Below are 26,104 nucleotides of genomic sequence, written 5' to 3'. Positions count from 1 at the left end.
TCGTCCTGAAATAGAACAACACTCAGAAAGGATGTGTTTCAAACATGGCAGAGCCCAATATTCTCCTTACGCGTATTGATAACCGATTGATTCATGGTCAGGTGGCAACTCAGTGGAATTCCACCTTGGGTGCGAATCTGATTCTTGTCGCCAACGACGACGTTGCGGGCAACAAGATGCGTCAGAACCTTATGAACATGGCAGCGCCCACTGGTGTCGCCACTCGTTTCTTCTCGCTGCAGAAAACGATCGATGTCATCCACAAGGCATCGCCCAAGCAGCACATCTTCCTCGTGGCCGAAAACCCGTCCGACGTGCTTACGCTCGTCAAAGGTGGGGTGCCTATACGCAAGGTAAACATCGGCAATATGCATATGTCGGAGGGCAAACGACAGGTGGCCACCAGCGTCGCCGTCGACGATGCCGACGTCGCCGCTTTCAAGGAGCTTCAGGATTTGGGGGTGGAGCTTGAGATTAGGCGTGTACCGAGCACGCCGGCGGAGGATATCAACAAGCTTTTCCAGTAAGGCACGTTGACATTCAAGCTGGATAATCCGGCAAATGCTTGTTTTATTGCAATGCGTAAACAAATGAAAGGAGGAGCAAGATGGAATACTCCGTTATTCAGGTCGCACTGGTCTTCATCGTCACGTTTATCGCGGCTATCGATCAGTTCAACTTCTTGGAGTCTCTCTATCAGCCCATCGTCACCGGCGCCGTCATCGGTTTGATCCTTGGCGACCTCAACACCGGTCTTCTCGTGGGTGGTACCTATCAGCTCATGACCATCGGCAACATGCCGATCGGTGGCGCACAGCCGCCTAACGCCGTTATCGGTGGTATTATGGCCGCCGTCCTGGCAATTGCATCGGGCCTCGAGCCCAACGCTGCCGTTGGCCTCGCCGTTCCGTTCGCACTTCTTGGCCAGCTCGGCGTGACCCTCGTGTTCACCCTTATGTCGCCGCTCATGTCCACCGCGGACAACATGGCTCACAACGCCGACACCAAGGGCATCGAGCGCCTTAACTACTTCGCCATGGCACTGCTCGGTCTTATCTTCGCCGTCGTCGTCACGCTGTTCTTCATCGCTGGCGCTACGATCGGTCAGACCATCGCCTCCGCCATTCCGGACTGGCTGCAGACCGGCCTTTCCGCTGCTGGTGGCATGATGCGCTTCGTCGGCTTCGCCGTCCTGCTCAAGGTCATGATGACGCGCGATATGTGGGGCTTCTTCCTCATGGGCTTTGGCCTCGCGATCATCACCGTTGCCAACGAATCTCTGGCAACGCCCGCCCTGTTGATTCTTGCCCTCGTGGGCTTCGGTATTGCTTTCTGGGACTTCCAGCAGCAGACCGAGCTTAAGGGTGCAGCCGTTGTTTCCGATGGAGGTGACTTCGAAGATGGCATCTAATGCTTACGTTATCCCCGAGCACTACGAGGATCTGACCCCCGCAGCTCAGCTCGATCAGAAGACCCTAAACAAGATGGCTTGGCGCTCCTGCTTCCTGCAGGCATCGTTCAACTACGAGCGTATGCAGGCCGCCGGTTGGCTCTACTCCATCCTTCCTGGTCTGGAGAAGATTCACACCAACAAGAACGACCTTGCGGCTTCGATGAGCCACAACCTCGAGTTCTTCAACACCCACCCGTTCCTCGTCACCTTCGTTATGGGTATCGTGCTTTCGCTCGAGCAGAACAAGGTTGACATCCCCACGATCCGCGCCGTCCGCGTCGCGGCAATGGGCCCCTTGGGTGGTATCGGCGACGCTCTGTTCTGGCTGACGCTCGTGCCTATCACGGCTGGCATCACCTCGAACATGGCTATCAACGGAAACGCCGCTGCGCCTATCATCTTCCTGCTCATCTTCAACGTGGTTCAGTTCGCTCTGCGCTTCTGGCTCATGAACTGGTCCTATAAGCTGGGTACCAGCGCCATCGACGCGCTGACGGCCAACATGAAGGCCTTCACCCGTGCCGCTTCCATCATGGGCGTCTTCGTCGTGGGCTGCCTGGTTGTCACCATGGGCGGCACCCAGATCAACCTCGAGATCCCCAACGGCACCACCCGTGGCCTCTCCGCCAACACTGTCGTGGTTTCCAATGCCGAGGCTGAGAACTTCTCTGATCTTGCTGGTATCGACACCGAGACCGCCGAGGCTGGCACCATGGCCATGACCGATGAGGACGGCAACGCCCTTAAGGCCACCGATGCTGATGGCAATGCTGTTGACTGCGGCGTTACCGATATGGGCAATGGCATGAGCTCCGTCACCTACGGCACCGTCACCGAGTCCCCGGTTACGTTCTCCGTGGCCAGCACGCTGAACACCATTGTTCCTAAGCTTGTCCCGCTGCTGCTCACCCTCCTGCTGTACTTCATGTTCGCGAAGCACAACTGGACCCCGACCAAGGGCATTCTCTTGCTCTTCGTCCTGGGCATCCTGGGCGCAGGCCCGTTCGGCCTCTGGCCGTGCATCTGGTAAGATTTTGCCAATGCCGGGGATGTGCGGTAACTGTCCGCACATCCCCCTTTTAGAGCTTCCCCCAGAGCTCTTAGGAGCGTACGATATGCTCCGTCATGTTTTTTGAAATGAGGTGTCCGCATGGCGCTTGGAACGCGCAAACAACCCCTGTACGATCAGCTTGTTGATATATTGAGCGAGAAGATCGAGCATGAGTGCGTTGCCGGTGACATGCTTCCGTCTGAGCGTGAGCTTTCGGAGCGTTACGGACTCTCTCGCACCACGGTTCGTCTTGCTCTCCAAGAGCTCGAGAGCCTTGGTTTGGTCGTTCGNCGCTTGGAACGCGCAAACAACCCCTGTACGATCAGCTTGTTGATATATTGAGCGAGAAGATCGAGCATGAGTGCGTTGCCGGTGACATGCTTCCGTCTGAGCGTGAGCTTTCGGAGCGTTACGGACTCTCTCGCACCACGGTTCGTCTTGCTCTCCAAGAGCTCGAGAGCCTTGGTTTGGTCGTTCTCCAGCATGGACGCGGTACCTTTGTATCGGACCGCTCCGTGCAGGCGACCAATCTCACGCAGTCATATAGCTTTACCGAGCAGATGCGCGAGCTCGGCCGCAATCCCAAAACGACGATTTTGGAGTTTGCGGAAATGGAGGCAGACAAGAACCTCGCGGAGCACATGGGAGTTCGCCTCGGCGAAAAACTCTTTAAGATTAAACGCTTGCGTTCAGCGGACGATGTTCCCATGATGGTCGAGCGCAGCTATCTGCCCTTGCGTAAATTCATTACTTTGAAGCGGCCTCTTCTTGAGCAAAAGCCGCTCTATGAGATTATCGAGCATGATTATCAGGAGGAGATTCGCGTAGCCGAAGAGGAATTCTTCGCGAGTATCGCTCGTCCTGCCGATGCTCATCTTCTCGACATCGGTGAAGGTGCGCCCGTTTTGGACCTTGTGCGCACCACGTATAACATGCGCAACGAGATAGTGGAGTACACCCTCTCGGTGGCACGTGCCGACCAATTTAAGTACAAGGTCTACCACTACCGGAACAATTAAATTTTTCTGCGGTTCACGTGGATTTTTCTAGAATACAAACTGGTTACTACCAGATAACCAACAGAACATTATAATTCCTCGTATAGTGCTTATCTAGAAGGAGAGGTATCAACTATGTTCGAGAAAAGTATCGACGATTTGAAAGCCTTGGGCGCTGATATCACCACGCATGAGATTAAGCAGCAGCCCGAGCTGTGGCGCGACACCTTCAACATCTACAAGGAGAACAAGGAGGCCATCAACGCATTCTTGGCTGATGCCCGCGCCATGGGTGAGGGCCGTCTGAGCGTCGTCTTCACCGGTGCCGGCACCTCCGATTACGTTAGCGATACCTGCGCTCCGTACCTGCGCCATGCCGGCAACAGCGACCTGTATGACTTTAAGCCGGTTGCTACCACCGACATCGTGTCTGCTCCCCTTGACTTCCTGCGTCCTGAGGACCCCACGCTGCTCGTTTCTTTTGCTCGTTCCGGCAACAGCCCCGAGAGCCTGGCTGCCGTGAATGTTGCTCGCACCGTGTGCAAGAACATCAAGTTCTTGAACCTCACCTGCGCCCCTGAGGGCAAGCTCGCCGTGGAGTCTGCCAATGACTCGAACGCTCTGACTGTCCTGATCCCGAGGGCAAACGACAAGGGCTTCGCTATGACTGGCAGCTACACCTGCATGGAGCTGCTTTCCACCCTTATCTTCGATGAGGCCTCTGATGAGCAGAAGGCCGCGTGGGTTGAGGCCGCAGCCGTTATGGGCGAGAACGTTGTTGCCCGTGAGGAAGAGGTCGCTGCTTTCCTGTCCGGCGATTACACCCGCGTGACCTATCTTGGTTCGGGTTCCTTCGGTGGCCTGGCCCAGGAGGCTCAGCTCAAGATTCTTGAGCTCGCTCACGGTCTCACCGCTACCTCCTATGACACCTCGATGGGTTATCGTCATGGACCCAAGTCCTTTGTTGACGACAAGACGCTCGTGTTCGTGTTTGTGAATAACGACCCCTATACGCGTCAGTACGACCTGGACATCCTGCATGAGATTGGCGGCGACGAGATTGCCATGAAGACCATCGCAGTCCAGCAGGATGCCGGCGAGCTGTTCGAGGGTGAGTCCTTCACCTTTACTGGCTCTGAAGCACTTCCCGAGGCATACCTTGCCCTGCCTTTCGTCATGGTTGCCCAGACGGTGAGCCTGCTTAACTCCGTGCGTGTTGGCAATACCCCCGATACGCCGAGCCCCAGCGGTACCGTTAACCGTGTGGTCAAGGGCGTTACCATTCATCCGTATCCGTATGAGGCTTAAAGCTGCGGTAGCATGTAATGAGCGAACCTAGCCTATAGGTCCCAATTTCGGGTGCCCGACCGTCCTTGCGGGCGGCGGGCGCCCTTTTCTTATTGAGCCTCGCCCGGTTTTGGCGCGGCGCACCGATGCGATGGGAGCATTTAAATGAGCACCTATGCACTTTCCAATGCACATTTCGTTTTGCCCGGAAGGGTTATGGATGACGGATACCTGACCGTTGTCGATGGTCACTTTGGATCTTGGCAGGCGCAGGAACCTGCGTGCGAGATTGTTGATTGCGGTGGTCGCTGGGTTGCGCCTGGCTTCGTGGACACCCATATCCACGGATTCTATAACCACGCTACGACCGATTGTGACGCTGAGGGGATTAATATTTCCAGCGCCGAGCTTGTTCGCCGTGGCACCACTTCTTGGATTCCCACTACGTTCACCGAGGCCCCCGAGAACATCCGCGCGGCTTGCGCCGCTATCGCCGAGGCAGACGAGGTACGCGGTGCCGAGTTTATGGGAGCTCGCATTCAGGGCATCTACCTCGAAGGGCCCTTCTTTACTCAAAAGCATGTGGGTGCCCAGAACCCCGCGTTTCTCATCGATCCCGCTTATGACCTGTATGCCGATTGGCAGCAGGCGGCGGGTGGCCGTATCGTCAAGAGCGCGCTTGCTCCCGAGCACGACGGTTCGATCGAGTACATCTCGGCGCTTGCCGCCGAGGGCATCGTAACGAGCATCGGACATTCCGATGCGACCTTCGAGCAAGCTCTTGCTGCGGTCAATGCCGGTACCACCTGCTTTACGCACACGTATAACGGCATGCGTGGCCTACATCATCGCGACCCGGGTATTGTCGGTTGCGCGATGGTTACGCCCGAGACCTATGCAGAGGTTATCGCCGATGGCCATCATGTGATGCCTGCTGCCGTCGAGGCCCTGGTGCGCGCCAAGGGCTGGGACCACGTGGTGCTTATCACCGACTGTCTGGGCTGCGGCGGTATGCCTGCAGGCGAGTACATGAGCGGCGGTCTGCCTGTGGTCATGCGCGACGGTGCCTGCTATCTGCGCGACGGATCGAGCCTTGCCGGTTCCGTTGCGGTGATGTGTGATGTGGTCAAGAACGTTTATGACTGGAACATTGTTTCTGCTGAGCAGGCCATTCGCATGGGCACTGAGGTCGCTGCGCGCTCCGCGCATATCGACGATCGCTGCGGATCGATCGTGCCGGGTCGCCATGCCGACTTCGTGATTCTCAACAACGACCTGACGCTTGCCGAGACCTACCTGGGCGGCGTGCGTGTTCCGCTAAGTGAATAGGGGACTGTGATGATTCTCACCGTTACGATGAACCCTTCGATCGATACGCGTTATACGATCGATCATCTGGTTGTGGACGATGTGAACCGTGTCGTGCCGCAAAAGACTGCCGGCGGCAAGGGCCTGAACGTGAGCCGTGTGCTTTGTCAGTTGGGCGACGATGTTATAGCTACCGGTCTGCTGGGTGGACACATGGGTGCTTTCCTGGCTGATCGCATGGACGACGATGGCATTCCTCATGATTTTGTTTCAATTGAGGGTGAGAGCCGCATCTGTATTGCCGTTATCCATGATGGCGCCCAGACGGAGTTTTTGGAGAGCGGCCCCACCGTTTCTGCCGACGAGCTCGTACGATTCGATGCGAAGTTCAATGAACTAGTCGGCACGGCATCGTGCGTGACCATCTCCGGAAGCCTTCCTGCGGGTATCGATGTGGATTACTACGTCAAGCTCGTCGAGGCAGCGCATGCTGCGGGCGTTCCCGTGCTGGTTGACACGTCGGGAGCCTCTCTCGATGCTATCTTGAACGCTCCGGTGAAGCCCACGCTCATCAAGCCCAATCTTTCCGAGATCTGTGGTCTTTTGGGCGCAAACTATACACCCGATGACGTGGCGGAGCTCGAGGGGCTTCTCGCATCTGATGAGCGCTTTGCCGGCATCTCTTGGGTGGTTGTCACGATGGGCGCTGCCGGTGCTGTGGCCTTCCACGATGGTCGCGGCTATCGCGTGGTGACGCCTGCTATCAAGGCGGTCAACGCAACAGGCTCCGGCGATTCGACTGTTGCAGGCTTTGCGCATGCCATTGCGGCAGGGATGGATGACGAGGACGTTTTGCGTTGGGGTAATACCTGCGGCAAGTTGAATGCTATGGACCCGCAGACCGGTCACCTGGTTATGTCCGAGTGGGATAGCGTGTTCAACTCGATTGAGGTGAAGCGCCTCTAGGGCGTGCAAGAAAATGGGCCGGTGCATTACCGGCCCGCGTATCGGGACCTGCCGGTTATCTGGCGGGTCCCGTTTTATGCGTTGGGGAGGTGCGAGGTCGGGCTAGCCTTGCTTTCTGTGAATGCCGGCGATGTGTCGCGCGGTGTTTTTGAGCTTTGCCATCATGCTCGGGTCGGGGTGCGCAGCCTCCCACGCTTCGCGTTTGCGACGTTTCACATACTCGTTTTGGATGGGCTCGCCATACTCCTCGATAAGACGTTCGTACCAGTCGGCTGCTCCTTGGACTTCCTCTGCGGTGGGGTGGCCTTTCATGACGCCGCCCACGAGTTTGAAGGGTCCGAATGTGTCATAGCCGCATGCACCGTAGGTTCCGATATACGTTGCGCGTTGAGCTCTTGCGATTCCCTCGAGATCGCGCGTATACCATTTGTTTTTGCCGCCATAGGTCATGAGGCCAAAAACCATGTAGCCATCGAAGACCGATTTTTGCATGATGCGCAGAAGGGTCTGGTCGAACTTACCGTAATAGATGCCCGAGGCGATGCCGATGAGAGGATACTCCGAGAGATCGATTTCTTCATGATCCTTGTCAACGGTGGCAACGTCGATGACTTGGACTTCGGGGTCACTGGCGCAAATGGCATCGACGAGCTTCTTTGTATTGCCGTGGTGCTTTGATTGATACAAGATCATGGTCTTCATAAGGGCTCCTCAAAAGTGGTAGTAACCACCATGATAGCGGGATGTGTTTGAGGATGCGCGCGTAATCGGTCAAGGGGAGCAAGATGGGCGGGGACTGCTTTGGGGTGCCTATATGAATGGGGCTAATAAAATAAAGGCGTACTGGACTTAGCGTTTCGAAATAGGGTAAAACCGGTTGCGCAAAACCATGCTAGGGTTCGGGGAACTTTGAGCTAGAGTGCGCTGCCTGGCTCGTTGACAGTATCAACTGTGGGGTGTGTTTTCCTTTCTCGACGCAGCTCTCGATTTGGCGAGTGACGACTCCTTCGGGATCGCGGTCCATGACGAGGACGTCGATTCTTTCGAGCGGGGCAAAGAGCATAAGGCCGCCCGCGTCGACCTTTGTTGCGTCGATGAGGGCGATCGAGGTCGACGCCGCCTCGATAAAAGCGCTTTTAATCTGCGCCATCTGTTCGAAGTTGGTCATGAGCCCGCGGTTGGGGACAAACGAAGTGGGGCACAGGAACGCCTTATCGGCATGAAGGACTTCAAGCGCGCGCAGGGCAAGTGGCCCATAGAGATAACGGTGGCCTTTGCGCAAGGTCCCTCCCAGCAGGATTACATCGGTTTGGGGAAGACTGTCGTCAATATAGTTGGCGATGGTGACATCGGCGGTGATAACCGTGATGTCGCGGCGCGCGGTAAGGGCATGCACGAACTCGAGGGCAGTGGTGCCGGAGTCGACAATGATCGAGTCGCCGTCTTCGACAAGTTCAATGGCGGTTTGCGCGATGGCCTGCTTGGCGGCGACGTTGAGGTTGATGCGCTTGTCTTGAATGGAGACGGTCAGTGCCTTGTGCAGCGAGACGGCGCCGCCGTGTGTGCGGCGCAGCTTGCCTGCCGCTTCGAGCGCGTCAAGATCGGCGCGTGCGGTGACAGCGGAGACTCCGAAGGTGCGAGCAAGATCCGATACCTGTACGGACGCGGAATGCTCGAGCATATCGAGGATGGCTGCGCGGCGTTCTTCGGCAAAAGTTGCGGCGTTGCTACTCATGAGAGGCTCCGGATGAGGGTCGAAATGTGCAGATTCTATTTTGCTTTATTTTCGTATTACGCAAGAAAAAGCATATCGTTTGCTTTGTTTTTGCGCAAATGCAAGTGAATATGGAACAGCCGTCGCCCATCAATACTGGCAAAAGGAGATTTCCACTGAGGGTGCCGCTTGCGTTTCTTTGCGAACGGACTCGAACGATAAGAGAGGCGACTTCGCAGGTAGAGAGTGGATTTTATACAATGGCATCAACGTTTGGCTCGCGCGGGGATGCGCGGCGCCGCAATGCCGGGGCGATCCCGTGCAGAAGGGAGCGATCATGCTCGTTACCACCAAGGAGATGCTGCTCGACGCAAAGAAGAACCACTACGGCGTGGGCGCCTTCAACGTCGAGAACCTCGAGTTCGTCATGGCTGTGCTCAAGGCTGCCGAGGAGACCAAGTCTCCCGTCATCATGCAGACCACTCCGGGCACCATTAAGGCTGCCGGTCTCGATTACTTCTACGGCATGGTCAAGGCTGCGGCCGAGCGCACCGAGGTTCCCGTGGCGCTGCACCTGGATCATGGTGACGGCTATAACCGCTGCATGCAGGCCCTTCGTACCGGCTACACCTCTGTCATGATCGATGGCAGCCATGAGCTGTTCGAGGACAACATCTCCCTCACCAAGCTGGTTGCCGATGCCGGTGCCGCCATGGGCGTGCCCGTGGAGGCCGAGCTTGGCAAGGTCGGCGGCAAGGAAGACGACGGCCCGGCAGTCGAGGGCGAAAATCCCTACACCGATCCCGACGAGGCCGTGGAGTTTGTGGAGCGCACCGGCTGCACGAGCCTTGCCATCGGCGTGGGCACCGCGCACGGTGTGTATGTGGGCACCCCGCATATCCAGCAGGATGTGGTCAAGGCCATCGCTTCCAAGCTTGATATCCCGCTGGTCCTGCATGGCACCTCTGGCGTGCCCGATGAGCAGGTCGCCGAGGCCATCAAGAACGGCATCTGCAAGGTCAACTATGCCACCGAGCTGCGTCAGGCTTTCACCAAGGGCTTCATGCGCTACATGTCCGAGAACCCCGAGTGCTTCGATCCCAAGAAGCCGGGCCGCGAGGGCATGGCCGAGATTACGGATATCGTGAAGATCCGCATGGAGAATCTGGGTTCTGTGGGCCGCGCGTAAGAGGCAACGCTCATTTTGATTTCGAGAAGGGCCTCGGAGGGTGCTCCGAGGCCCTTTTTGTGTGACAATACCTCAGGTTTGATTGTCACGTTTTATAGGAGAAGAGGGCTGTGACCAGCAAGCTCGATAGTACGAATACGGAATCGTTTGACGATGGCGTGCCAGTGGCGCTCGAAGATCGAGCCCCGGGTGAGCTGCGCGGCGCGGGCGCCCGCTCACCTTTGTTTTGGAAAACCATGCTCGTCGCCATGGCGCTCATGTGGGGCTTTTCCTTTTGCATGATGAAAGACGTGCTTGATGCACTGCCGCCGTATCTGCTGCTTGCCTGCCGTTTTCTCATCGCTGCACTCATCATGCTCGCCCTGTTTTTCCGCCGCATTCGCGCCCATCTCAACCGGACGTATATCGTCGCCGGCCTTTTGATGGGTACCTCGCTTTGGGCTGCGTACGTGTTGCAAACCGTGGGGCTTGTCGATACCACAGCAGGAAAGAGCGCGTTCTTGACGGGAACATATTGCGTACTCGTGCCCTTTATCGGACATGCGGTGATGGGCGAGAAGCTCACGCGCTATAACCTGGGAGCGGCGTTTTTGTGTCTTGCGGGCATCGCATTCGTGGCACTCGATAGCCTTACCGTGGGAAAGGGCGACCTTTTGACACTCGCGGGCGCGGTCTTTTTTGCAATCGAGATCGTGATCGCTGCTAAGTTCGGCCGCAATCTCGATGTGAATGCCATAACGTTTTGGATGTTTTTGGTGGTTGCCTTGCTCTGCGTCGCAGGCTGGTTGTTCACCGAGCAGACTCCTCCGCTGGCGACGTTTACGCCGTCTCTCGTTGGTACTGTTTTGTTCTTGGCAGTGATATGCACCTGCGTGGGCATGCTCGTTCAAAATCTGGGACTTGCGCACGTTCCCTCTTCGACTGGCTCGTTGCTGCTCTCTCTTGAGTCGCCCTCGGGCGTGCTCTTCTCCGTGCTGTTGGGCGGCGAGGTGCTTACTGGCCGTCTGCTGTTTGGTTTTGCGCTGATTTTCCTCTCGGTCGTGCTCTCGGAAACGCATTTCGCATTTCTGCGTCGAAAATGATGCAGATCAACTGGTCGGTTGCGTATCCTCTATAATGTTGGGCGTTTGAATGTGCAAAAAGAAAGGTGTGCTCCATGCAGGCACAGAAGGCAGAAGGTACTAAGGATCTGATCGGCAGCGAGATGCGCGCGTGGCAGCATATGCAAGAGGTTGCCGCCAGCGTGTTTGAGCCGTATGGCTTCGAGCCTATCGAGACTCCCGCTATCGAGCAGGTTGATGTCTTTGTGCATGGCATTGGCCAGTCCACGGACGTGGTGCGCAAAGAGATGTTCCGCGTGTTCTCGGGCGCCAACTTTGCGCGCGTGCTGGAAGAGGGCACCGACGCCAAGCTCAAGGCAAAGCAGCGCCTGGCCCTGCGTCCCGAGGGTACGGCCGGCGTTGTGCGTTCTGTGGTGGAGAACAATCTGGTGCCTCAGGGCGCCGCTCCGTTCAAGGCGTACTACGCCGAAGCGATGTTTCGCGGCGAGCGTCCGCAAAAGGGCCGCTTGCGCCAGTTCCACCAGGTAGGCATCGAGTGGCTGGGCGCCCCCGATCCCGCAGCGGACGCCGAGTGCATCATCATGCTTATGGAGTTCTACAAGCGCTTGGGCTTTGATCTGTCCAAGCTTCGCCTGCTTATCAATTCGATGGGCGACCCCGCGTGCCGTCCTGCCTATCGCGATCAGGTGCGCCAGTTTATCCTGGATCATGCGGACGACATGTGCGACGAGTGCCGCGAGCGCGCAGAGATCAACCCGCTGCGTGCCTTTGATTGCAAAAACGATCACTGCCGCGAGATCATGGCTGATGCCCCGCTTATGCGGGAGCATCTGTGCGACGAGTGCCGTGAGCACTACGAGCAGGTCAAGCGCTATCTGGATGTCGCCGGTATCCAGTATGTTGAGGATCCGACGCTCGTGCGCGGCCTAGATTACTATACGCGTACCGTTTTTGAGGTCGAGGCTCCGGGCGCTGGCGTTGGCTCTATTGGCGGCGGCGGTCGCTACGATGGCTTGGTCGAGCTCGAGGGCGGCAAGCATACTCCGGGCGTTGGCTTTGCCGTGGGCTTTGAGCGCGCGCTGCTGGCCCTCGAGGCGTTTGGCGGAAGCATGACCACGGTGGCCGCTCCCTGCGTGTATGTTGCGAATGTTTCTGCCGATCAGCGCGGCGATGTCTTTGCCGTGAGTAACGAGCTACGTGCTGCGGGTATTCATGCCGAGGCCGACTACCAGGGCCGTTCGCTCAAGGCCCAGTTCAAGCAGGCCGATAAATTGGGCGCTTCTCTTATGGTGGTCGTTGGCGCCGATGAGCTTGCAGAGGGCAAGGTCAAGCTGCGCGATATGGCAAGCCATGAGGAAGTTCTCGTTTCGCGCGATGCCGTGGTCGCCGAGGTTTCGTCGCGCCTGTAGCGTGGCGGCGTTATATAGCTGATTGCTGCTTGTGTTGTAGGCGGCTGCGCGATGCGCAGCCGCTTTTTTGCTGCGGTGCCGCCGCGCGCCATGTAAGAAGCCGCTGCACCGGCCGAAAAAACGCCCGAATTGGGGTTCTCAAATCAAAACTCTTCGAAGTGCGTACCCTAAATTGATAATGCAGAGTAGACACCTGTTTTAGACGACAAAACCACCAGGATTGCAGGGGGTTAATTAATAGGTATACTTACCATTTTTGATTTAAGGTACGCACTTCAAATTGTTTTATTGCGGTAGCATTTTATGGACGGCTTGGAACGGGAGAAAAGTAAGCTATTTGGCGACATTTATTGATATCTGTCTACAAATGGCAGTTGAGTATTTCTAAACGGTTTCCATGGTCTAGAGAAAGCCCCGTTTTACTCAAGCGTTTTGCCGTTTGTGAAACAGGGCGCTTATACTAACACCCCAATGACGTATATCCCGATAGCGTGGAACAATGCAGAATGGAGCGTTGATATGAGCGAGCCCACGGCCGAATCGATCGCACAAAGTTCCGCAGCCTCGACGGGGGCTTTGCCGGATACCACCGCCACCCCGCTAACCGAGATCGATATCCCCGATACTCTCCGCGAAAACTTGGCGCTGTTCTTGCGCCTGGAGCGTCGAGTGCTCACGGAGTACGATCCATCGATCTGCGAGCTATTCGACAAGCTGCTCTCCTATGTAATTGCCGCCAACGAGGGCGATCCGGGTCGCGCCGCCGCGGACGAACCCGTTGATGGCGAGGGCATCCCTCTGTCCACAAGCAATAGCGGCCGTGCTTTCCGTGCCGCGGTAGAGCTGCTCGACTCGCTGCCGGTAGAGCGCTCTCAAGTTGTTGTGCGCGCCTTTACCGCCTTCTTCCACCTGGCAAATCTTTCCGAGGAAAACTATCGCGTCGAAGCGCTGCATGAGCGCGAACAGGGCGTGAGCACCGACATGGATGTCGACCCCGGCAATGAACTCACCGTTGCCTATCATCAGCTGGTGGAAGAAGCCGGAGTGGCGCGTGCGACTGAGTTGCTCAATCGCTTGGAGTTCCACCCGGTCTTCACCGCGCATCCTACCGAGGCACGCCGCAAAGCCGTTGAAGGAAAGATCCGTCGCATCTCGGCGCTTCTTTCCGAGCGTCCGCGTCTGGGTGGATCGGACCTCGTGGAAAACGAGCGCCACCTGCTCCAGGAGATCGACGCGCTGGTGCGCACCTCGCCCATCGCCATCAAAAAGCCGACGCCTGTCGAAGAAGCCGATACCATCATCGATATCTTTGACAACACGTTGTTCGAAACGGTGCCGCGTATCTATCGTCGTTTTGACGACTGGATTTTGGGCGAGCGTGCCGGTCGCGTGGCCCCGGTGTGCCCGGCCTTTTTCCATCCGGGCAGCTGGATTGGTTCGGACCGAGACGGCAATCCTAATGTGACTGCCAAGGTGAGCCGACAGGTGGCAGCTAAGTTCTCGAGTCATATGGTGGCGACGCTTGCGCATAAGTGCATGCGCGTGGGCCGCAATCTGACTCTCCAGGCTGGCTATACCGAGCCTTCTGAGGAGCTGCTCAACCTATGGAATCATCAGGTGGAGATGAGCGAGGTTCTTACTTCGCGCGCACGTGATATTTCGGCATCCGAGCCGCATCGTGCGGTGATGATCGTCATGGCTTCGCGTCTTGAAGCGACGGTGTCGCGCAACGCAGACACTATGTACCGCAGCGCTGAGGAATTCTTGGCTGACCTGCGCGTTGTCCAGCGCTCGCTGGCGAAGGCAGGCGCCGTGCGCGCCGCATATGGCCCGGTGCAGACACTTATCTGGCAGGTGGAGACTTTTGGCTTCCACATGGTAGAGATGGAATTCCGTCAGCACTCGGTAGTGCACGCCCGCGCCCTTGCGGACATTCGCGAGCACGGAGTGAACGGCGACCTGCAGCCCATGACGCGCGAGGTCTTGGATACCTTCCGCGCCATCGGCTCCATTCAGCGCCGCTATGGCAAGAAAATGGCACACCGCTACATCATCTCGTTTACCAAGAGCGCTCAACACGTGGCCGATGTTTATGAGCTGGCGCGTCTTGCCTTCGCTCATAGCGAGGACGTGCCGGCCCTCGATGTCATTCCGCTGTTCGAGCAGCTTGAGGACCTTGAAGGCTGCGTCGACGTGCTCGATCAGATGCTCGAGCTGCCTGCGGTCCAAGCGCGTTTGGCACAGACCTGCCGCCGCATGGAGGTCATGCTTGGCTACTCGGACTCCTCGAAGGATGCCGGTCCCACCACGGCGACGCTCGCGTTGCACGCGGCGCAGGAGCGCATCGCCCACTGGGCCGAGAAGAACCGCATCGACCTTGTGCTCATGCACGGTCGTGGCGGCGCTGTGGGTCGTGGCGGCGGCCCGGCAAACCGTGCCGTGTTGGCGCAGCCTGCGGGATCGGTGAACTGCTTCTTTAAGGTGACCGAGCAAGGCGAGATCATCTTTGCGCGTTACGGGAACCAGACACTTGCTCAGCGGCACGTGGAGAGCGTTGCCGCGGCGACGCTGCTCAATTCGGCGCCAAGCATCGAGCGCACCAATACGCGCATGACGGAAGAATTCGCCGACATGGCTGAGCGCCTGAACCATGCGGCTCACGAGCGTTATCTGGACCTGCTGGGTACCGACGACTTTGCCCCGTGGTTCTCGACGGTGACGCCGTTGACCGAGGTCGGCCTGTTGCCTATCGGCAGCCGTCCGGCAAAGCGCGGCCTGGGCGCGAAATCACTTGACGACTTGCGCACGATTCCTTGGGTCTTTAGCTGGTCGCAGGCGCGCATCAATCTTGCCGCGTGGTATGGCTTGGGTACCGCATGCGAGAAGCTGGGTGACCTGGACCTGTTGCGTCGCGCCTATGCTGAATGGCCGCTGTTTTCGACGTTTATCGATAATATCGAGATGTCGATTGCCAAGACCGACGGCCGCATTGCCAAGATGTATCTGGCTTTGGGCGATCGCGATGACCTGGCGTCCAAGGTCTTTGAAGAGATGCAGCTCACGCGTAAGTGGACGCTTGCTATCACCGGCGATGATTGGCCCCTGCAGAGTCGTCGCGTGTTGGGCCGCGCCGTGCGCGTGCGCAATCCGTATGTCGATGCGCTTTCGCTTGCGCAGGTTCGCGCGCTGCGCGAGGTTCGTATGAACCAAGACCAGCTTTCGGAAGAGGCGAAGGCCGAGTATATGAGTTTGATTCTTTCGACTGTGACCGGTGTCTCGGCGGGATTGCAAAACACGGGGTAATCGATAGCCCTGTGGCTCTCATCGATTCCCTTCGCCCTCGTTCTTCTGGGATTAAAGCAAAAAAAGAAGAGCGGTGCGCTTTGCGCGTTTTGGAGGGGGTCTGTCCCGGCGGGCGTTAGCGCCTAGCGCCTTTTCGGCTGGAGTTGAGATTCATTGGGCGCGTGCGGCGCTTCGCCCCTAGCGCCTTTGCGCATACGGCCGCGGTCCTCTTTGAGGCTGCGGCCGTTTCGTAGCATTCTAATATGAACGTTCTGTTAACGGGTGAGCAAACGGTGGCATTTTTTGGCGAGCGGCGTATCCTCTCAACGGTTTGCTAGTGTGTCAGTTGAAAGGAAGAGGGCGTTCGTCGTTGTTTGAATGTGAACTGCCGTTTGACCACAAGACGCTGCATCTGGAGCTTGAGGATAAGAGCTTCGCTGGTGTGATGGAAGGTCATCAAAACGAGTTTAAGACTACGAAATCGCAGGAAGAGCTGGTAGAGGAGTCGCTTGCCAACCCTTATGGCTCGCCTTCGCTCGAGGAGCTTTGTGCTGGCAAAAAGGATATCGTCATCATTAGCTCCGACCATACGCGCCCCGTTCCCTCACGTGTGACGATGCCTATTCTGCTGCATCACATCCACTCCGCTGCGCCTGAGGCGCGCGTTCGCATTCTGGTTGCTACGGGTATGCATCGTCCGTCGACGCACGAGGAGCTCGTCAACAAGTACGGCGAGGAGATCGTTGCCAACGAGGAAATCGTTATGCACGTCGCGACTGACGACAGCATGATGAAAAAGATCGGCACCCTGCCTTCTGGTGGCGAGTGCATCATCAACAAGATTGCCGCCGATTGCGATCTGCTGCTTGCCGAGGGCTTTATTGAGCCGCACTTCTTTGCCGGTTTTTCTGGCAGCCGCAAGTCCGTCCTGCCCGGCATCGCCAGCTACAAGACCATCATGTACAACCACAACGGTCAGTTTGTGAATGATTCCCACTCGCGTGCTGGCAACCTGTGCCACAACCACGTGAGCGAGGACATGTTTGCTGCTGCCGAGATGGCTCACCTTGCCTTTGTGCTTAACGTGGTGCTCAACGGTAAGCACGAGGTCATTGGCTCTTTTGCCGGCGATATCCACAAGGCGCACGAGGCTGGTTGCGAGTTCGTGAAGAGCCTTGCCGGCGTTGAGCCCGTCGAGTGCGAGATTGCCATCACCACCAACGGCGGCTACCCGCTCGACCAGAACATCTACCAGGCCGTGAAGGGCATGTGCGCTGCCGAGGCCACGCTTCCCGAGGGCGGCGTGATCATCGACGTCGCCGGTTGCGCCGACGGTCACGGTGGCGAGGGCTTCTATCACAACATCGCCGACAACGATCCGGCAGAGTTCGAGCGTGCCTGCATCGATCGTCCTAAGGACGAGACTCTGCCCGACCAGTGGACGAGCCAGATTTTCGCCCGCATCCTGGCGCATCACCCTGTGATTATGGTTACCGACCTGTGCGATCACCAGATGCTCAAGGATATGCACATGACGCCGGTCAACACTATCGAGGAGGCGCTCAAGCTCGCCTTTGAGATGAAGGGTGCCGATGCCAAGGTGGCCGTCATTCCCGATGGCCTGGGCGTTGTCGTCGCGCAGCACTAGTGCGCGGCCTAAACGAATCGTTTATAACCGACAAGAAAGATAAGGTTTTATGCTTACCAAACTCCTCTGCGAATTCGGCGCAACGGCCCTCATGATCATCTTTGGTGTGGGCGTACACTGCGATACCGTGCTCAAGGGCACCAAGTATCAGGGCTCCGGCCACATGTTTGCCATCACCACCTGGTCTTTTGGCATCTCGGTCTGCCTGTTTGTCTTTGGCGGCGCCGTGTGCATGAACCCGGCTATGGTGCTTGCCCAGTGCATCGTAGGCCTGGTGCCGTGGAGCAGCTGCATTCCCTTCATGCTTGCCGATATGCTTGGCGGCTTCGTGGGCGCCTGCATCGCATGGCTCATGTATGCCGATGAGTTCAAGGCTTCCGATGGCGTCATCGACCCCATTGCCCAGCGCAATATCTTCTCGACCAACCCCACCACCGAGGGTACGAACTATGCCCGCAACTTCTTCTGCGAGGCTATCTGCACCTTTGTGTTCATTAGCGCCATCCTTGCTGCTGCTAACCGCGCCGGCGAGAACGTTTTGATGCTCGCTATCTGCGTCGGCCTGATTGTATGGGCCGTTGGCATGGGCATGGGCGGTATCACCGGCTTCGCCATGAACCAGGCTCGTGACCTTGGTCCTCGCATGGCTTATCAGGTGCTGCCGATCAAGAACAAGGCCGACAACAACTGGAAGTACGGCCTGCTCGTTCCTGGCATTGCTCCGTTTGTCGGTGCCGCTCTGGCCGCGCTGTTTGTGCATGGTTTCTTGGGCATGTTCTAGTCCAAGGCTACATAGTTGTCCGCTGGCCGCATGGGGTGACTTCCCGGCGCGTCCTCGGACATGCAAAAAGGCTCGCTGCGCACTTCGTGCGGCGAGCCTTTTTGCGTCCTGCGGAATGCGCTGGGAAGTCACCCCATGCGGCCAGCTACGGGATCTTTGTTGCGTTCGTACAAGCAACCCAACATATATATCTGAATTTGGATGGGAGGGGCTTGTTGCTGGTAGGGGCGTTGGGCTGTTGTCGATACTTTGGGATGGATTGTGCTTTGGGTTGGGGCGGGGCTTTGAGATGAGGGCGGAACTTTGGGATGAGGGGTTTACTTAGTTGAAGAGGGGTTTTATGGCTGAGAGGTAGTCTTTGGCTACGTCGGCTTTGTTGGCTTGGAAGTTGTGCCAGGCCCACCATTGGACCATTCCTACGAAGCTTGAGGCTATGTGGTGGAGCAGAAAGCTTCGGTCCATGGTGGCTGCTGGGCCCTGCGGGTTGACGGGTAGGGCCTCGGTTGCTCGGGTCGCGATGGTCTTGCGGAGGCTGTCGGCGAAGACGCGCGAGCCGGCGCCGGCCACCAGTGCCCGTACGCCCTGACGACGATCCCACAGGTTGCTAAGGATATGCTCGACCTGTACGAGTGGGTCATCGAGGGGCGTACCGTCATCGTCGAGAGCATGGGTGCAGATATCGCACACGAGCTCGGCGAGCAGGTCGTCTTTGCTCTTGAAGAGTCCGTAGAACGTTGCACGGCCCACGCGAGCGCGTGCGATGATGTCGCCGACAGTGATTTTGCCGTAGTCTTCTTCGCACAGCAATTCGGAGAATGCCGAAACGATGGCAGCGCGGCTTTTTGCCTTGCGGGCGTCCATGGCTATGCGTCCGCGTGAACGAGCAGGCAGCGGAGCGTGCCGGAGCAACCCTCGTAGGGGCGTTTGCCGGCGCCGTAGCCGACGGCTTCGATGCGGTAGCGTGAAGGCAGGTGCTCGGACGTGCGCAGCGCGGCGACGATGGCGGCGCCCGTGGGCGTTACGAGCTCTCCTGCGACCGGCGCGGGCGTGAGGGCGATATTGCCCGCCTGGCACAGATTGACGACAGCGGGCACCGGGATGGGCATAAGGCCGTGGGCGCAGTGGATGGTTCCGTGGCCCTCGGAGAGCGACTCGACCACGATATCCTCAATACCCAGGTCGTCGAGGCAGATGGCGACCGAGCAGACGTCAACGATGGAGTCGACGGCGCCCACCTCGTGGAACATGACGGTCTCGGGCGTTTTGCCGTGAGCCTTGGCCTCGGCAGCGGCGAGTACGGAAAAAATGGCGAGGGCGCGACGCTTGGCGCCGTTGCTCATCTGCGAGCCGTCGATGATGGCGGTGACATCGGCCAAAGAGCGGTGGTGATGGTGGTGGGCGTGATGATGGTCCTCGTGGCCATGGCCGTGGGCCTCGTGGTCATGCTCGTGGCAGTGCTCGTGCTCGTGTGTGTGCTCGGCGGCCGCTTCGTTGCCGTAGAGCCATGCCATATCGTGGTCGTGGTTCTCGAGTCCCTCTGCAAGCTGAACGTCGAAATCGCAGGCGTCGATGCCATGCCTGTTTACGCGCGTGACGGCGATCGTAAAGCCGTCGACCGGCAGCGTGGCGAGCTGTTCGCGCAGGTGTTCCTCGCTGGCGCCCAGGTCGAGTAGGGCTGCAACGGTCATATCGCCGCTGATGCCCGAGGTGCCGTCGACGATAAGCGTGTGCTGATGGTTGGACATGGAATGCTCCTTAACGGGCGCAGGGTGTGCCGGCGCTCAGGTGATTGATAAGACTTGCCTGGTAGGCGGCGCCAAAGCCGTTGTCGATATTGACGACCGAAACACCGCTGGCGCAGGAGTTGAGCATGGCGAGCAGCGCGGCTACGCCACCAAAACTCGAGCCGTAACCCACGCTGGTGGGAACGGCTATGACCGGACAGCTCACCAGGCCGCCGATAACGCTCGCCAGGGCGCCCTCCATGCCGGCGATGGCGATGACCACCTGCGCCTGGGCAAGTTCCTCGGCATGCGCGAGCAGACGGTGCAGACCGGCGACGCCTACGTCGTAGAGGCGATCGACCTCGTTGCCATAGAACTCGGCCGTCAACGCGGCTTCCTCGGCGACGGGCAAGTCGCTCGTGCCGGCGCAGGCGACGACGATGCGTCCGTTGCCGGTAGGGGAGGGCTTGCCGCCCACGAGGGCGAGTTGTGCGTCCGGGACATATCCCAGGTCGATGCCCTTGCCGAGGAGTTTCGAGGTGCGGGCTGCTTTTTCGCTGTCCAGACGCGTGACCAGGATGCGCTCCTGGCCGGCATCGCGCAGCGCTTCGATAATGGCGGCAATCTGTTTGGCGGTTTTACCGGCGCCGTAGACAACCTCGCCGGCTCCCTGGCGCACTCCGCGCGAAAGATCGAGCTGCGCAAAGCCCAGATCGACGGTCGGCGCCGTCTGGATGCGCGTGAGGGCATCGGCGGGCGCAACGCTCCCGCTGGCAACGTCGCGCAGCAACTGCTCAAGATCCTGCTTATCCATATATGTTCCCTTCGACGGCGCAAAGTCTAGCACTCAAAGGGTATGTTTCCGAACACTAAGACAAAATTGTTCGGAAACTATAGGACAGACTGATTCAATTGTTAGACAGATCGATTAGTCGCGCAGGATGATATCCATGGCGAGCATCAGGTTGCGCTCATTAATGGCAAATGGGGCCGCCTCGCGGGTCTTGGGTTTGGCGCAAAACGCAATGCCGGTGCCTGCGGCTTGAATCATAGGGATATCGTTGGCGCCGTCGCCCATGGCGACCGTTTGGGACAGGGGAAGGCCGAGCTCGTGCGCCCATGAGCGAAGGGCGTCGAGCTTGCGCTCGCGCGTGACGATTTCTGCCGCAAGTTTGCCCGTGAGCTTGCCGCCTTGTACCTCCAGGCGATTTGCCAGACAGTAGTCGATACCTGCCGTCTCGACGATACGGTCGGCGACCTCGTGGAAGCCGCCACTCACCACGCCGACCTTCCATCCGCGCGCATGTGCTGCGCGCACCAGCTCGAGCGCGCCCGGCGTGAAGGTCACGCGCTCAAAGGTACGATCGAACACTTCTTGCCCGAGGCCTGCAAGAAGCCCCACGCGCTCTTCGAGCGCTTGCTTGAAATCGATTTCGCCGCGCATCGCGCGCTCGGTGATCGCCGCAACCTGCTCGCCGACGCCCGCTTCCTCGCCCAGCAGGTCAATGACTTCTTCATTGATGAGCGTCGAGTCGATATCCATCACGATGAGGCGCATGTCGGCGGCGTGGCGCTCTTGTTCGTTGGCAGCGCGGGGAGATTTGAACGATGCGGTCATGGGGGCTCCTTGCAATCGGTTTGGACCACTGTAGCGCAATGGAGCGTTTTGAGGCAGGAACCGTTTACGATGTCATATGCGTTCCATGCACCGCATGCATCGTTGAGCGGGGAAGATACGCGTTGCCATTCGCAGAGCTTTGGGTTTTGTGGTTGCGACTGTGTTAAGACTCGCCATGCGTCTGCACATTTTTGCGGCAGAGGGATGCGTTTCGCGTTAGACTAGTACGCCGTGCCGGATCGCGCTGTCTACGCGCTCCGGCAATCTGTACGCCAGCCGCCCGTACGACACGGGGCGGCGCAGATCAAAAAAGGAGATATCTGTGGCAGACACCAGCACTCGTCCCATTGACGAGCACTCCATGCACACGCACACCTGCGGCGAGCTTCGCCGCGAGAACGTGGGCGAGGAGGTTACCCTTACTGGTTGGGTAAGCCGCCGCCGCGACCACGGTGGCCTCATTTTCTGCGACCTTCGCGACCGCGAGGGCATTACGCAGCTCACGTTCGATCCCGAGCACTCCGACGGTGACGCCTTCAAGATCGCCGAGACCATGCGTCCCGAGTGGCCCATCAAGATCCACGGTGTCGTGCGCGCCCGTGGCGAGGAGACTACCAACGTCAAACTCGCAACCGGCGAGATCGAGGTCCTGACCGATCACGCCGAGGTGCTCAACACCTCCATGACTCCGCCTTTCCAGATCGAGGATGGTATCGAGACCAGCGAGGATACGCGCCTGCGCTATCGCTACCTGGACATCCGTCGTCCCGAGATGATGGCAAACCTGCGCCTGCGCTCTGACTTTACCTTCGCTATCCGCGAGGCGCTGCACAACCGCGACTTCATGGAAGTCGAGACGCCTTGCCTCTTCAAGTCCACGCCCGAGGGCGCACGTGACTTCATCGTTCCCAGCCGCATCCAGCCGGGAAACTTCTACGCCCTGCCTCAGAGCCCGCAGCTTCTGAAGCAGCTGCTCATGGTCGGTGGCGTTGAGCGCTACTACCAGGTTGCCAAATGTTTCCGCGACGAGGACCTTCGCGCCGATCGCCAGCCCGAGTTCACTCAGGTGGATATCGAGATGTCCTTCGTGGACCAGGATGACGTGATGAGTGCCCTCGAGGAGGTGCTGGCAGACGCCTTTGGTCGCATGGGCGTCGATCTCCCCACGCCGCTTCGTCGCATCCAGTACTGGGATGCCATGGACACCTATGGTTCTGACAAGCCCGATACCCGCTATGGTATGCACCTGGTTGACCTTACCGACGTGTTTGCCGACTCCAAGTTCAAGGTGTTTGCAAGCGCTGCAAAGACCGAGGGCCACGTGGTCAAGGCCATTAACGCCAAGGGCGCTGGCACCTGGCCGCGCGCACAGATCGACAAGCTGGGCAACGTTGCCGCCAAGTTTGGCGCTAAGGGCTTGGCTTGGATCGCCTTCCGCGAGGATGGTTCCATGAACAGCCCCATCGTCAAGTTCTTCTCCGATGAGGAAATGGCGACCCTGCGTGAGCGCATGGACGTCGAGCCTGGCGACCTGGTGATGTTCGCCGCTGGTCCGCGTCTTGCTTCCGACGAGATTTTGGGCGGCATGCGCACCCACATGGCCGATGCCCTGAATATCGAGCGCGAGGGTCACGACTTCCTGTGGGTTGTCAACTTCCCGCTGTTCCACTGGGACGAGGAGCGCAAGGCGTATGCCGCCGAGCATCAGCCCTTTACGCTGCCTACCGAGAGCGATATCTCCAAGATCGAGGCTGATCCTCTGGCGGCCGGCTCCTTTACGTACGACTTTGTCATGGATGGCTTTGAGGCCGGCGGTGGCGGTATGCGTATCCACAACGCCGATATGCAGATGGCCATGCTCAAGCTGCTCGGCTTTACCGAGGAGCGCGCAGAGTCCCAGTTTGGCTTTGTGCTTGAGGCGCTCAAGTTCGGTGCGCCCCCCATGGGCGGCTTTGCGCTGGGTCTCGACCGCGTGTGCATGCTGCTTGCCGGCTCCAGCTCCATCCGCGACGTCATGGCGTTCCCCAAGACGGCGAGTGGCTCCGACCTCATGTCGGCCGCCCCGAGTGCCGTCTCTGGCGCGCAGCTCAAGGATGTTTCCCTGCGCCTGATGTAGGGCCGGGTTTGAGTTAAAACCAATACAAGAAAATGAGGCAAGGTCGTCAAGACCTTGCCTCATTTTTAGGCGCGTTCCTGCAGCGTATAGATTGATTTATCCATGTTGAAGAGATATGCGACGGCGCAGACGATAAAGAACGCCGGAAGGTGGCTAAATCCAAAGACCTCGCAGCCGATGAAGATGGGTGCGAGCAACGTATTGGTAGCGCCGCCGAACGTCGCAGCGTATCCAAGTGCCGCGCAAAGAAGGGGATCGATACCGGCAAGTCCAGATATGGCCACCCCCAGGCTGGCGCCGATGGAGAACAGGGGCGTTACTTCGCCGCCTTGGTAGCCGGCGGCAAGCGTGACGATAGTGAGGATGAATTTAGCGATCCAATCCCAGGAGTAGATGGTGGCGCTGTTTGCGAAGGCTGCCGAAATCAGATTGGTACCAAGTCCGCAGTAACGTCCCTGCCACAGGGCAAAGAGGAGTATCGAAAGGGCCGCACCGATAACGCCGATGCGGATGTAGGGGTTGAGTGCCAGACGCCCCGCAAGGGTTTTGGCATGGGCGAGGCACCAAGCAAAGGCGCCGCCAACGATGCCAAAGACAACACCCAGGATGGCAAGTCGAGCGATTCCCGTAGCATCGAGCGAGACCGTTGCGGTAAGAGCGACCTCGAACTTCTCGAGTCCCAGAGCGCCCGAGGTTGCACTTGCGACAAGCGATGCGATCAGTGCGGGAAAAAGCGCGCGATACTCCAGGCGGCCTGCCACGAGCACTTCGAGCGCAAAGACCGTTGCGGCGAGCGGTGTGCGAAAAAGCCCGGCGAATCCCGCTGCCATGCCAATGAGCAGGAAGGTGTTGCCGGGATGCTTGAAGGGCAGCTTGCGGCCGATCCAGTGTGAGACGGTGGCGCCGATCTGCACGGCTACGCCTTCGCGTCCGGCGCTGCCGCCAAAGAGATGCGTCGCCCATGTGCCGCCCATGATGAGCGGCACCAGGCGTAGCGAGATGCTCTCTTCGCGTCCGTGGCCCACATCGAACACAAGACTCATGCCGCGACCGGTGTTTTTGCCCCATTTCTTATAACAAAAGACGATGGCAAGACCGGCGAGTGCCAGGAAGGGCAAAAGGAGTGCAAGATGTGCGTCTCGAAATGATCCGATTGCCAAAAGCGTGCGGCCAAAGACGGCGTCGATGGCACCGACGATAAGGCCGATTGGGATGGCTACGGCCCCCATGATCAACAGGCCGCCGTAGGTTCTGGTTGCATGTTTTAATCTATGGCCTATGTTGGTTTTTGCCATCGTTTCGCTCCTTAATAAAAAAGACTTCTGCTGCATAGCGATTGCCTGGGGCAATGCAAGACAGCAGAAGTCATCAGCAACAAGGCGGTTTAGGGCTCAGCCTGGCAACGCGCTCGGTTTTGCCCAGCGGAGACATTCATTCCGCAGGCGAAATCATAACCTCACGCTCTGGCTGGGTCAACGAGATGAGGCGTATCAGGGTATCGAAATCGTTGATTGAAAGGGCTGCCCGGGCGTTGAGTTGGGTGGCGAATGCCTTGATATTGCGTAACTTCGGCAGGCGGTTTTATAGTGCCATGGAGATGATAGATACGCGTCTGCATTTGCGGAGGCGCGGGGGAGAAGGAGACGATATGTTCTGCCGAAAGTGCGGTGCCGAGATGGAAGGCGGTGCCAGGTTTTGCCCCAAGTGCGGCTTGCCCGTCGCGGATGCGAGCGAGGGGCCATTGGGGGAATCTGAACAGGCGCCTGACGATGCTGATGAAGCTTCGGGGCAGCTTGTTAGTGTGGAGGACGAGGGCGAGCCGACGGGCAGCGTAGCTGCTTCGCCCGAGTCGGCCGAGGGAAGCTCCACGGGAAAAGTATTCGGGCTGGAGTCCGATAGCGCCGATGCCGACGCCGAGGGCGCCGTCGCCCCCGTTCGCTCTGCCCGTCCTAAGAAGCCCTTCATAATCGCCGTGATTATAGTGGTCCTGCTCGTTCTGGGCGGTTCCGGTTACTACTTTGGCGTCGTCGCCCCCGAGCGTGCGCGTGAGGCCGCCGAGCAGGAGGCTCTCGCGGCCGAGTACGTCGTGCGCGTGTCGGTATCGGCCGAGGGCTGGAACACCACAGCCGGCGCGTCGCGCGTACCGTTGCGGGTGAAGGGTCGTGAGGAGCGCGGCAAGAAGGTCAACAAGGTCTATTACGTTGACTCCGCGGGTGCCGGCCTCAAGCTGCGCCGCGGTACATATACCGTCATCGTGGCGGGCTCGCCCATCGCGGCAGACGGGACTATCTACGCCGTTCCGGATACCGAGGTCGAGGTGAAGGTTGACGAAAAGTCTGCCGCGAAGAAGGACGGCGTCGACGCTACCGGAGACGCTGTAACGCTCGACCCGGTTCCTGCGACCGACGTGACGGATGAGCAGATCGCCGACGCGAAAAAGTGGGCCGAGGGCGACAAGGGCGCCGCGGACGCGGGCTGCACCTTCGACGCCGAGGCGCT

22 protein-coding genes and 1 pseudogene are annotated in these 26,104 nt (G+C 58.6%); 16 read left to right on the top strand and 7 right to left on the bottom strand.

The window, feature by feature from the left end; genetic code table 11:
* The first annotated feature begins 44 nt into the window (after positions 1 to 44).
* From agaV to BQ9843_RS01205, 8 genes and pseudogenes are all read left to right on the top strand, one after another.
* Entirely contained in the window at positions 45 to 527 is a 483-nt protein-coding gene (gene agaV, locus BQ9843_RS01240) for a PTS N-acetylgalactosamine transporter subunit IIB (protein ID WP_022386315.1), read from the top strand.
* Positions 528 to 607: 80 nt separating this feature from the next.
* Positions 608 to 1,411, top strand: coding sequence for a PTS mannose/fructose/sorbose/N-acetylgalactosamine transporter subunit IIC (locus BQ9843_RS01235; protein WP_075843560.1), 804 nt, complete (start codon positions 608 to 610; stop codon positions 1,409 to 1,411).
* Entirely contained in the window at positions 1,401 to 2,483 is a 1,083-nt protein-coding gene (locus tag BQ9843_RS01230) for a PTS system mannose/fructose/sorbose family transporter subunit IID (protein WP_075843559.1), read from the top strand. Before BQ9843_RS01235 ends, BQ9843_RS01230 begins: the two co-directional genes overlap by 11 nt.
* Positions 2,484 to 2,603: 120 nt before the next feature.
* A pseudogene (locus BQ9843_RS01225) lies at positions 2,604 to 2,792 on the top strand (winged helix-turn-helix domain-containing protein); the annotation flags it as partial.
* Between the two features lie 50 nt (positions 2,793 to 2,842).
* Positions 2,843 to 3,523, top strand: a complete 681-nt coding sequence (locus tag BQ9843_RS01220) for a GntR family transcriptional regulator (RefSeq protein ID WP_230205523.1) — start codon at positions 2,843 to 2,845, stop codon at positions 3,521 to 3,523.
* A 114-nt stretch (positions 3,524 to 3,637) separates the two neighbouring features.
* Positions 3,638 to 4,810, top strand: a complete 1,173-nt coding sequence (gene agaS / locus BQ9843_RS01215) for an AgaS family sugar isomerase (protein ID WP_075843556.1) — start codon at positions 3,638 to 3,640, stop codon at positions 4,808 to 4,810.
* A gap of 144 nt (positions 4,811 to 4,954) precedes the next feature.
* Positions 4,955 to 6,118, top strand: a complete 1,164-nt coding sequence (gene nagA, locus BQ9843_RS01210; RefSeq protein ID WP_075843555.1) for an N-acetylglucosamine-6-phosphate deacetylase — start codon at positions 4,955 to 4,957, stop codon at positions 6,116 to 6,118.
* A 9-nt stretch (positions 6,119 to 6,127) separates the two neighbouring features.
* The gene (locus tag BQ9843_RS01205; RefSeq protein WP_075843554.1) at positions 6,128 to 7,063 is read left to right on the top strand and encodes a hexose kinase; all 936 of its coding nucleotides are present in this window, start codon (positions 6,128 to 6,130) and stop codon (positions 7,061 to 7,063) included.
* Between the two features lie 102 nt (positions 7,064 to 7,165).
* Here BQ9843_RS01205 and BQ9843_RS01200 read toward each other — a convergent pair whose 3' ends face one another.
* Positions 7,166 to 7,765 (bottom strand): flavodoxin domain-containing protein, encoded by a 600-nt coding sequence (locus BQ9843_RS01200; protein ID WP_075843553.1) that lies wholly within the window; start codon positions 7,763 to 7,765, stop codon positions 7,166 to 7,168.
* A 190-nt stretch (positions 7,766 to 7,955) separates the two neighbouring features.
* Positions 7,956 to 8,798, bottom strand: coding sequence for a DeoR/GlpR family DNA-binding transcription regulator (locus BQ9843_RS01195; protein WP_075843552.1), 843 nt, complete (start codon positions 8,796 to 8,798; stop codon positions 7,956 to 7,958).
* Between the two features lie 316 nt (positions 8,799 to 9,114).
* On the opposite strand from BQ9843_RS01195, the gene BQ9843_RS01190 reads away from it, so the two are divergent.
* The 6 genes from BQ9843_RS01190 (at position 9,115) to larD (ending at position 18,147) form a co-directional block, all read left to right on the top strand.
* Complete coding sequence (locus tag BQ9843_RS01190; RefSeq protein ID WP_075843551.1) at positions 9,115 to 9,966, top strand: class II fructose-bisphosphate aldolase; 852 nt, start codon at positions 9,115 to 9,117, stop codon at positions 9,964 to 9,966.
* Between the two features lie 110 nt (positions 9,967 to 10,076).
* Positions 10,077 to 11,048, top strand: coding sequence for a DMT family transporter (locus BQ9843_RS01185; protein WP_230205521.1), 972 nt, complete (start codon positions 10,077 to 10,079; stop codon positions 11,046 to 11,048).
* 74 nt (positions 11,049 to 11,122) lie between these two features.
* Positions 11,123 to 12,436: a histidine--tRNA ligase gene (gene hisS / locus BQ9843_RS01180; RefSeq protein ID WP_075843550.1), complete on the top strand. Its 1,314-nt coding sequence runs from the start codon at positions 11,123 to 11,125 to the stop codon at positions 12,434 to 12,436.
* Positions 12,437 to 12,955: 519 nt separating this feature from the next.
* Positions 12,956 to 15,739, top strand: coding sequence for a phosphoenolpyruvate carboxylase (locus BQ9843_RS01175; RefSeq protein ID WP_083647857.1), 2,784 nt, complete (start codon positions 12,956 to 12,958; stop codon positions 15,737 to 15,739).
* Between the two features lie 349 nt (positions 15,740 to 16,088).
* Entirely contained in the window at positions 16,089 to 17,366 is a 1,278-nt protein-coding gene (larA, locus tag BQ9843_RS01170; protein ID WP_075843549.1) for a nickel-dependent lactate racemase, read from the top strand.
* 49 nt (positions 17,367 to 17,415) lie between these two features.
* A complete protein-coding gene (gene larD, locus BQ9843_RS01165) occupies positions 17,416 to 18,147 on the top strand; it encodes a D/L-lactic acid transporter LarD (RefSeq protein ID WP_075843548.1) in 732 nt (243 codons plus the stop codon).
* 321 nt (positions 18,148 to 18,468) lie between these two features.
* Here the strand turns inward: larD and BQ9843_RS01160 are convergent, their stop codons facing one another.
* The 4 genes from BQ9843_RS01160 to serB all read right to left on the bottom strand — a co-directional run bounded on the left by BQ9843_RS01160 (position 18,469) and on the right by serB (position 21,489).
* Positions 18,469 to 19,008, bottom strand: a complete 540-nt coding sequence (locus tag BQ9843_RS01160) for a TetR/AcrR family transcriptional regulator (RefSeq protein WP_052445239.1) — start codon at positions 19,006 to 19,008, stop codon at positions 18,469 to 18,471.
* A gap of 2 nt (positions 19,009 to 19,010) precedes the next feature.
* Entirely contained in the window at positions 19,011 to 19,892 is an 882-nt protein-coding gene (gene larC, locus BQ9843_RS01155) for a nickel pincer cofactor biosynthesis protein LarC (RefSeq protein ID WP_075843547.1), read from the bottom strand.
* Positions 19,893 to 19,902: 10 nt separating this feature from the next.
* Positions 19,903 to 20,685 carry a nickel pincer cofactor biosynthesis protein LarB gene (gene larB, locus BQ9843_RS01150; RefSeq protein WP_075843546.1) on the bottom strand — a complete coding sequence of 261 codons (783 nt, stop codon included), beginning with the start codon at positions 20,683 to 20,685 and terminating at the stop codon, positions 19,903 to 19,905.
* A gap of 114 nt (positions 20,686 to 20,799) precedes the next feature.
* Positions 20,800 to 21,489 (bottom strand): phosphoserine phosphatase SerB, encoded by a 690-nt coding sequence (gene serB, locus BQ9843_RS01145; RefSeq protein WP_075843545.1) that lies wholly within the window; start codon positions 21,487 to 21,489, stop codon positions 20,800 to 20,802.
* 361 nt (positions 21,490 to 21,850) lie between these two features.
* On the opposite strand from serB, the gene aspS reads away from it, so the two are divergent.
* Complete coding sequence (gene aspS / locus BQ9843_RS01140; protein WP_075843673.1) at positions 21,851 to 23,605, top strand: aspartate--tRNA ligase; 1,755 nt, start codon at positions 21,851 to 21,853, stop codon at positions 23,603 to 23,605.
* A gap of 65 nt (positions 23,606 to 23,670) precedes the next feature.
* On the opposite strand, the gene BQ9843_RS01135 is transcribed toward aspS, so the two are convergent.
* Positions 23,671 to 24,900, bottom strand: coding sequence for a chloride channel protein (locus tag BQ9843_RS01135; protein ID WP_075843544.1), 1,230 nt, complete (start codon positions 24,898 to 24,900; stop codon positions 23,671 to 23,673).
* Positions 24,901 to 25,253: 353 nt separating this feature from the next.
* Between BQ9843_RS01135 and BQ9843_RS01130 the strand changes: the two genes are divergently transcribed.
* Positions 25,254 to 26,104 (top strand): zinc ribbon domain-containing protein (locus BQ9843_RS01130; RefSeq protein ID WP_195906591.1); only part of this gene is annotated, 851 nt, incomplete at its 3' end.

It is taken from the genome of Collinsella bouchesdurhonensis, assembly GCF_900155365.1.
Taxonomy (GTDB): domain Bacteria; phylum Actinomycetota; class Coriobacteriia; order Coriobacteriales; family Coriobacteriaceae; genus Collinsella; species Collinsella bouchesdurhonensis.
Note: the sequence above shows the minus strand (reverse complement) of the source record. Positions and strands in the feature narration are given on the sequence as shown.